Genomic DNA, 9182 nt, shown 5'->3' with positions numbered 1-9182 from the left:
ACTATGGTTATTATATTTAAAAAATATTACAACAAAACCTTATTTACCAAATAAGGAAATAATGACTCCCTAAGCATATCTATTGGAGTTTTTTTTAGGTCGAAACAGTAAATGGGCAAGCCCATTTACAAGAAAAATATCTAGATTATGGTTTTACCTTAATATTAACTATAGGCAACTTAAAAAGTTTCCATAAATGGAAAAACTATGAGGTAATTTTAGAAAATCATCATATCTCCATTTAACCTAGAATTCCCAACACTAAAGTAAACACGCAGTTTAATGGGCATAAAAAAAACATCATATCGATGCGCTTATTAGGCAACTATCTTCCACCTTTATAAGAAAAGTAATAAAGGACGGTAAAAACGTTTCACCTATACTTCCCAAAAATCTTAGGGGTATTTGAATGAGATAAATTTTTACAAGCAACACTGCTTTGACAGAATTTTCTATTCACTAAGTAGGTTTTATTGCTACATATCCTTATATTAGCTATCCTAATTTTATTAAATGAAAACTCAAAAAAACAACATGTATGTTGTTGGTATAGGTGCTTCTGCAGGTGGATTGGATGCTATACAAACACTTTTTGATAACCTACCCAGCAAAACTGGTATAGTCTTTATCATCATTCAGCACCTTTCTCCTGATTTTAAAAGCTTAATGCCCGAGCTACTTAGTAAACACACTTCGATGCCTATTTATACCACCGAAGACAAGCAGGTTATAAAACCAAACTGCATTTATTTAAATCAAAGAAATAAAAATCTTCATATTAAAGGCAATAAGTTATACTTGCTTGATAAAGGACCAAAAAATAATCTTAACCTACCAATAGATATCTTTTTCCATACGTTAGGCGAAGAATATAAAGAGAAATCCATGGGTATTATACTGTCTGGCACAGGTTCCGATGGGTCGAGGGGGGTACATACCATAAAAGAACAAGGAGGCACCATCGTGGTTCAAGATCCTATTTCAGCACAATTTGATGGCATGCCAAACTCTGCAATAATGACAAACTTAGCAGATTACATTTCAAGCCCAGAAAAAATTGCAGAAATAATTAGTAAAAACGTAATAAGCAAATCATTGTTGGACGAAAAAATAAATGATAAAAAATCTCACGACACCGTATTAAATAACATTTTTACTATTCTTTACAAGTTTTCTGGAATAGATTTTAAAAAGTATAAAAAAAACACACTTATTCGTAGAGTAGAAAAACGAATGCATATTAATAATATTGAGCATTTGTTCGATTATGCTACCTTTTTATCTAGTAACGAAGAAGAAAAACAAGCCCTTAAAGAAGATTTTTTAATTGGGGTAACTCGTTTTTTTAGAGACACAGAAGCTTTCAGTTTGTTAAAAACTAAGGTGATACCGGAAATTTGCAAATCTAAAGATACAGATGAAGCAGTACGCATATGGATTGCAGGTTGCTCTACAGGTGAAGAGGTATATTCTATTGCTATTTTAATTGATGATTATGTTAAAACCAATAAACTAAATATTGAATTTAAAATATTTGGTACAGATATAGATTCAAGAGCTTTAACTATTGCAGGATTTGGTATGTATAACATCAATATAGCCAATGAGATTGAAAATAAATATTTAGACAAGTACTTTTTAAAAATTGGAGATAAAATACAAATTATAAAACGGATTAGAGAGAAAATAGTATTCTCGAATCATAACTTAATTAAGGATCCTCCATTTATCAGAATGGATTTAATTTCCTGTAGGAACTTACTCATTTATTTTGATAATAAAATTCAAAAGAAGGTGATTCATAATTTTCAGTTTGCTTTAAATAAATATTCTTATTTATTTTTAGGCAATAGTGAGTCTTTAGGTTCGGCCGCAAAGTATTTTAAGACTATCGATGTAAAGTGGAAAATATTTCAAAATATTGCAGAAACAAAAGAATACCCTTCTCAAAGCGCTAATCTAAAAAGGGTTTCCACAATTTCCTATAAAAACCCTGTAACACCACCACCACCACCTAATTTTAAAATAAAGGAAAGTCCAGAATTGGTATTTCATAAATATTTAAATAAAAAGTTTAGTCCAGCATCTATTTTTATTGATAAAAATTTCAATATCCTTTTCATTAATGGAGATGCAGGAAATCGTTTATCTCACAACGCAGGTATTTTTCAAAATAATTTATTAAAAATAGTAAATGCAGATATTGCGGGCCTTATAAGAAGTGGTATTAGAAGATTAGAAAGTGAAAATAAGGATATCGTTATTAAAGGTGTTATTAATAAAACTGAAACACAAAATTTCTCCTTCGATCTAAAATTTAATAAACCTAGTATTGATGATGATTTAAATGGCTGTTATTTAATAGAGTTTACTAATGATAAGGAGCTAGAACATGAAGCACCGTTGGTTATTAAAAATATAGATGTCGATGAGGTATCAAACCAACGTTTGGAAGACTTAGAAAATGAACTTAAAGTTGTAAAAACCGAATTACAAAACGCTATTGAAGAGTTAGAGATCAGCAATGAGGAATTGCAATCTTCTAACGAAGAGCTCATGGCATCTAACGAAGAACTACAAAGTACAAACGAAGAACTACAATCTGTAAACGAGGAGTTATACACGGTAAACTCTGAGATGCAAGAAAAAAACAAAGAACTTACCAACTTAAGTAACGATGTAACAAACCTGCTAAATAATACCGATATTGCAACGTTATTTTTAGATACTGAGTTGCGTATTAGAAATTTTACGCCAGCCCTCAAAGAGGTATTTAACTTACATGAATCGGATTATGGCAGGCCACTTTCTAGTTTTACATCCAACTTTCCCGAAAACACTAGGGCAGGAATTATTGAAGACTCTAAATTAGTTTTAAAAAAACTTATAACTATAGAAAAACAATTAAGGGATCAAAACCATAACTATTATTTATTTAGAGCTAGTCCGTTTATTACCTCGGACAATAAAATTAACGGCATTGTAATAACCCTAAATAACATCAATAAGCTCAAAGAAACTGAGAAAGAACTTCGAACTTTTGAGCTTAGGTATAAAAACCTTTTTGACAATTTAAATGAAGGATTCTTACACGGTGAAATTATAACAGACCAATCTGGCAAACCAATAGATTGGATATATATAGATGCAAATACAGCTTTTGAGAAGTTAATTGGCTTAGAACGGAAAGATTTTGTAGGGAACAGGCTAATGGATATACTACCATACATACAAGACGACCCTACATATTGGATAGAAACTTTTGGAGAAACAGCACTATCTAATAAAAAAAATTTTATAAAAGAATATTCAACTAAAGAAGGCAAACATTACCAAGTACACCTGTTTTGCCCTGCTAAAGGTGAGTTTGCAGCAACCTTTGCAGATATTTCCGAACTTAAAAACAAAAAAGAAGAATTAGCTAAAAGTCAAGAAGAGCTTTATCGCGCTCAAGAAATTACAAACGTAGGTAGTTGGCATTTAGATGTAGAAACTGGTAACGTTAAATGGACAAGAGAACTTTATAAAATATACGGGTTAGATCCCAAAATGCCACCTCCAAATTTACAATCGAGCAGTTCATTATTTACTAAATCGAGTTGGAAAACCTTAATAAAATCGATTAATGACTGCCAAACCACAGGCTTACCTTATAATTTGGAATTAGAAATAATTAAAAACGGAGGAAAACCTGGTTGGCTTTGTTCAATAGGAGAAGCTGTACGAGATAAAAACGATAACATTATAGAGCTTAAAGGAGCTGTTCAAGATATTACCCAGCAAAAACTTTACGAAGAAGAACTAATTAAAGCTAAAAAAGAAGCAGAAGTAGCAAACATTCATAAAAATTATTTTTTGGCTAATATGAGTCATGAAATTAGAACACCTATGAATGGGGTTTTAGGCTTCGCCGAACTACTTAAAAATGATAATTTACCAAAAAAGGATCGACTTAAATATCTTGAAATTATTGACGGAAACTCTAAACAACTTTTAAATCTAATTGATGATATTATTGATGTTGCAAAAATGGAATCTAATGAAATTAAGATGGCATATAAAGAATGTCATGTACCAAACCTTATAGACAACTTAGAGATTACATATAAGCAATTAAACGCAACTAAATTTAAAAAAGATATTATTTTTAAAACCTCTATACCAGACAAGTATAAAGATTTAGTAATTATTACAGACTGCCACAGGTTACAACAGGTGCTTTCAAATTTATTAAACAATGCCTTAAAGTTTTCTGAAAAAGGTGAAATCGCTTTTGGTTTTGAGGTAGAGCATAATAACTTAAAATTCTTTGTAAAAGATCAAGGCATTGGAATTAAAAAAGACAAACAAATTGAAATATTTGAACGGTTCAAGCAAGTTAACTACAAAAACAGTGCAAAATATGGAGGTACAGGCTTAGGTCTTGCTATTTGCAAAGGCATTGTCACCCTTTTAGGTGGTTATATTAACGTTAGCTCTAAATTTAATGTTGGAACTACCTTCGAATTTACTATTCCTTTAAAGCTTACACAGCTTAAAAAAGCAAAGAAAAAAGCAGTACCAACAAAAAGCAGTACCTTTTTAAAAGCTAAAACCATCTTAATAGCAGAAGACGACGCCTTAATACAACTATTATTTAAGGTGGTATTAAAAAATACTGGTGCTAATTTATTATTTGCTAAAACAGGTGCAGCAGCCGTAAACACCTATCAAAACCACCCAAATATTGATGTTGTTTTACTTGACATTAGAATGCCAGAAATGAACGGAATAGAAGCTTTAAGTAAGATTTTAGAAATAAACCCAAAGGCTAGAGTAATTATGCAAACTGCTTACACCATGCCAGAAGAAAAAGAAAAATGCTACAAAAAAGGTTGCGTCGATTTTCTTTGCAAACCTGTAATTAAGGACGAATTGTTTGAAACTTTAAATAAGTGGATTGTAAATTAAATACCCAACAAAAATAAAAAGCCAACTTTTTCAAGTTGGCTTTTGAACATAACATAATTAGCTATTAATTAATCGCTTATGTTCTAATCTAAAACTGGGATTCGTAATACTTGACCAGGATATATTTTATCTGGATCTGTAAGCATTGGCTTATTCGCTTCAAAAACAACTGGGTATTTCATAGCATTACCGTAATATGTTCTTGCAATTTTTCCTAAAGTATCCCCACTAACTACGGTATGAAATTTTGCTATAGGCTCTTCATATTCAACCGTCATTTGGTCATCAACCGTTGCAATACCGCTTGAATTCCCAACTACCAACACCACTTTTTCTCGTGTTGCTTGATTATATGCTAATCCAGAAATTATTGCTATATCGGCATCAATAAAGACCTTTAAACCTTCAACTTGTAATTGCAAGTCTCTTATAGTTTCTTCAAGCTTTCTTGCTGCAGCCTCCTCTAATTTTAATTCTTTTGACGCAGCTTCCATAGCGTCTTCCTTCGCCTCCTCCTCAACTGTTTTTCCAATACCAAATACTTTGGCTCCTGCATTTTTAATAAATGAAAATAATCCCATTTTATATTTTTATATTATTGGGTTAATACTTTTAAGACACAACAAATATTATTAAGTCACAAAGCCCACTTAAAGACCACAAAGAAACCACCTGAAAATAAACACTTTAAGCAGTAATAAACCAAATAACCAAACGTATATTTTAATTTAAACCCCCATTCGTAATGATTTTATTACCGCTTATCGGAGTTTTTTTTCATTTCAAGAATAATTTAGAATATTTAAACTTTCATTAATAGTCTCTCTCTAATTCCATTAATTAATAGCGCATTTACTTGTTTTTTAACAATTAGTAGATGTTTTACCTAATGCTATTAATTTAAATCAACGAACATGAAAAAACAATTACTCTTCAAGCTAAATCTTTTAAATTTAGTACTATCCCATTCATTTTTGACATTAAATAGTTGCTAGGTTTTTAAATCCTGAAAATTATTAAACAAACGTGCATAGACAATTTAATGTAAGTTTTAAAGGACTCTTATTGATTAATTTTAATTTCACAATACACTATACTATGAAAAAACAAGGTATAATTTTATGTTTAATACTAATTTCCTTTTTTAGTACAAACCAACAAACACAAGCACAAAGTAGTAACCCCTTAATAGGGGAAGTAGCCATTTTCGCTGGTAATTTTGCACCCAGAGGATGGGCATTTTGCCATGGGCAATTATTACCAATAAGTCAAAACACCGCACTATTTTCGATATTAGGTACTATTTATGGTGGTGATGGCAGAACCACATTTGCATTACCCGATTTAAGAGGTAGAGCAGCAATGCATCCAGGAAATGGGCCAGGTCTTTCCCCTATACAACTAGGTGAAAAAGTTGGCACAGAATACGAAACATTAACACCAAATCAAATACCTAGCCATACGCACACGGTAACATCAACGGCGCAACTAAATATTAGTAATGACCCAGGAACTAGTGATTCTAGCGACGGTCAGTACCTTGCAAAACATCTTGGTGGTTTTAATGAAGACCCCACTCCTGATGCCAAATTAGGAGGTGTAACATCATCAACCACTATAAATAATACTGGTGGAAACCAACCCCATAATAACATGCAACCTTCATCAACTATTAATTATATAATTGCGTTAACAGGTACTTTCCCGTCAAGAAACTAAAAAAACTAAAAATTATGAAAAAACACATTATACGTTTATGCATTGTACTACTATCGGTTTTAGGTACAAACTCAGTACAAGCACAAGACCCTTATTTAGGGCAAATTAAAATGTTTGCAGGTAATTTTGCCCCAAGAGGCTGGGCTTTTTGCGATGGACAGCTTTTGGCTGTTAGTCAAAATAGTGCTTTATTTTCTTTAATAGGAACTTTGTATGGAGGCGATGGCAGAACCACATTTGCATTGCCAGATTTACGAGGACGAGTTCCCGTTAGTGCGGGAACTGGACCGGGATTATCAGACCGAAGGGAAGGTTCTAAATTTGGTACAGAGCAGGTAACATTAACACAAAATCAAATACCTAGCCATAATCACTTAGCAACTTCAACGGTAACAATTGCTGTAAGTACAGATAACGGCACAGAATTAAATGCCGATGCACACGTTTTAGCGAATCACACTAATGCATTTAACCTAGAAGGTACACCCGAAGCCAATCTAGCAGGCTTCAGTTCAACTGTTTTATTAGGTACTACAGGTGGTAATCTATCACACAATAATATACAACCTAGTTTGGGCATACATTACATTATTGCATTGGTAGGAGTATATCCTACTAGAAATTAAAAACTTATATTATGAAAAAACAATTTATACTTTTAGGCATAGTACTAGCATCTTTTTTAGGCACCAATAAAACAGAAGCTCAAGTCGGTGACGAATATTTAGGAGGCATAAGCATGTTTGCCGGAACCTTTGCTCCCAGGGGATGGGCATTTTGCCATGGGCAATTATTATCCATAAGTCAAAATCAAGCATTATTTTCACTTTTAGGGACTATTTACGGGGGCGATGGAAGAACTACATTTGCATTACCAGATTTAAGAGGGCGTGTAGCTATAGGAGCGGGACAGGGCCCTGGATTATCTAATAGAACTCTTGGACAAAAATTTGGTACGGAAACAGCAACCCTAAGTACTGCAGAATTACCTAGCCATTCGCACGCAGTTGATCCAAACTCGACAATTAAAATAGCAGTAAATACATCGGCAGGAGAAGAAGCTGATGGAAATGGGAAACATATCGCCAGTCAATTAAATGCATTTAACACCACGCCTACCAATTCTAAAACGTTGGCAGGCACTAGCATTACTACTACTGTACATAATTCTGGTGGAGGCCAATCGCATACCAATATCCAACCAAGCTTAGCCATTAATTATATCATCTGTATTCAGGGACAATTTCCTTCTAGAAATTAAAAACCAATTTCAAATTATGAAAAAAAATACTTTATTGCTTGTCGCTCTTTTAATAGCTACGTTAGGCTTTTCGCAAAAGGTAACCATTGTAGGAATGAATCATACATCTACCGATGGCTTCTCATTCACCGCATCCGAAAATATTCCAGCAGGCGAAATTATCTACTTTACCGATAACGCATACAATTCTGGCAGCAATGCTTTTACATTTAATGGATTTCCTTCAGGTGAAGCTGTTATAAAATACACCGTAGGAGCTGGCGGACTTAATGCAGGAATCGTTGTGTTTGTTAACGAAACAAGCACCAACTCCCTAGTAACATCATGTACATCAGGAAATTGCGGCACTGCCACAGTCTCAACAGCTTTTGGAAATGGTGGTTTTAGTATAGCAACAAATGGTGATGGACTATACGCATATTCAGATAACGATGAGGATGTAATTAATGGTATTACCGAAGTATATTCCGTCCTTTATACTGGCTCTGGAGTAGCACCTGCTCAAAATGGGGGTAGCATACCTAGCTCTGAAAATCCGACATCAGATTTTCCGGATGCCATCGTTATAGATGGTTTTCCTGATGACGGCGATGGTTTTATAGGACTGGATAGAGTTGAATACAAGTTCGACCCGCCTAGTATAAGAGATGGAGTGTCACGATCGGATATTGAAGATATAACTAATTGGATACACACAGTACCTAATCAAGCCCTTTCAGTTGTTGCTTTTACTAATAATACCTTAGCTGCTAATACACCACCAACAGTTGGTGGTAATGTAACGGTAAATGTTGTAGAAAACGAAACATTTGTTTATGATGTTGATGCCACGGATGTTGAAGATGATGCTGCTGGTTTAGACTTAACATATTCCATTTCAACTACAGATGGAATAGATGGAGCTTTTTTTGATATTGTTTCTAATACAGGAGTTGTTACCTTTAAAGTAGCTCCAGATTTTGAAAACCCACAAGATTATGGGGGAAATAACGGTTATAATCTTAGGGTTTTAATTACTGATTCAGAAGGAGAACAAGTTTTTCAGAATATAACTGTTAATGTTACAGATGCTATAGAAATAGTTGATACCGATGGTGATGGTATATCTGATGCTAACGACAACTGCCCAGAAACACCAAACCCAGACCAAGCTGACAACGACGGTGATGGCACAGGTGATATTTGTGACGACGACGACGACAATGATGACATACCAGATGTGGATGATAATTGCCCTTTCTTCTCAGGTGAA

6 protein-coding genes are annotated in these 9182 nt (G+C 33.6%); 5 read left to right on the top strand and 1 reads right to left on the bottom strand.

Annotated features, from left to right (window positions below):
* Window positions 1–513: 513 nt before the first annotated feature.
* Window positions 514–4950 (top strand): CheR family methyltransferase, encoded by a 4437-nt coding sequence (locus tag ABJM36_RS07945; protein ID WP_348450920.1) that lies wholly within the window; start codon window positions 514–516, stop codon window positions 4948–4950.
* A gap of 83 nt (window positions 4951–5033) precedes the next feature.
* Here the strand turns inward: ABJM36_RS07945 and lysM are convergent, their stop codons facing one another.
* Window positions 5034–5531, bottom strand: a complete 498-nt coding sequence (lysM, locus tag ABJM36_RS07940; protein WP_348450919.1) for a peptidoglycan-binding protein LysM — start codon at window positions 5529–5531, stop codon at window positions 5034–5036.
* A 517-nt stretch (window positions 5532–6048) separates the two neighbouring features.
* Between lysM and ABJM36_RS07935 the strand changes: the two genes are divergently transcribed.
* The 4 genes from ABJM36_RS07935 to ABJM36_RS07920 all read left to right on the top strand — a co-directional run.
* Complete coding sequence (locus ABJM36_RS07935; RefSeq protein ID WP_348450918.1) at window positions 6049–6669, top strand: tail fiber protein; 621 nt, start codon at window positions 6049–6051, stop codon at window positions 6667–6669.
* Window positions 6670–6683: 14 nt separating this feature from the next.
* Window positions 6684–7295 (top strand): tail fiber protein, encoded by a 612-nt coding sequence (locus ABJM36_RS07930; RefSeq protein WP_348450917.1) that lies wholly within the window; start codon window positions 6684–6686, stop codon window positions 7293–7295.
* Window positions 7296–7306: 11 nt separating this feature from the next.
* Window positions 7307–7930 carry a tail fiber protein gene (locus ABJM36_RS07925; protein ID WP_348450916.1) on the top strand — a complete coding sequence of 208 codons (624 nt, stop codon included), beginning with the start codon at window positions 7307–7309 and terminating at the stop codon, window positions 7928–7930.
* A gap of 16 nt (window positions 7931–7946) precedes the next feature.
* The coding region (locus ABJM36_RS07920; protein ID WP_348450915.1) for a cadherin repeat domain-containing protein at window positions 7947–9182 on the top strand (1236 nt) is incomplete at its 3' end.

The sequence above is a fragment of the Algibacter sp. genome (assembly GCF_039977455.1).
Taxonomy (GTDB): domain Bacteria; phylum Bacteroidota; class Bacteroidia; order Flavobacteriales; family Flavobacteriaceae; genus Algibacter_B.
The sequence above is the reverse complement of the archived record's forward strand: the minus strand, read 5'-3'. Positions and strand labels throughout refer to the sequence as shown.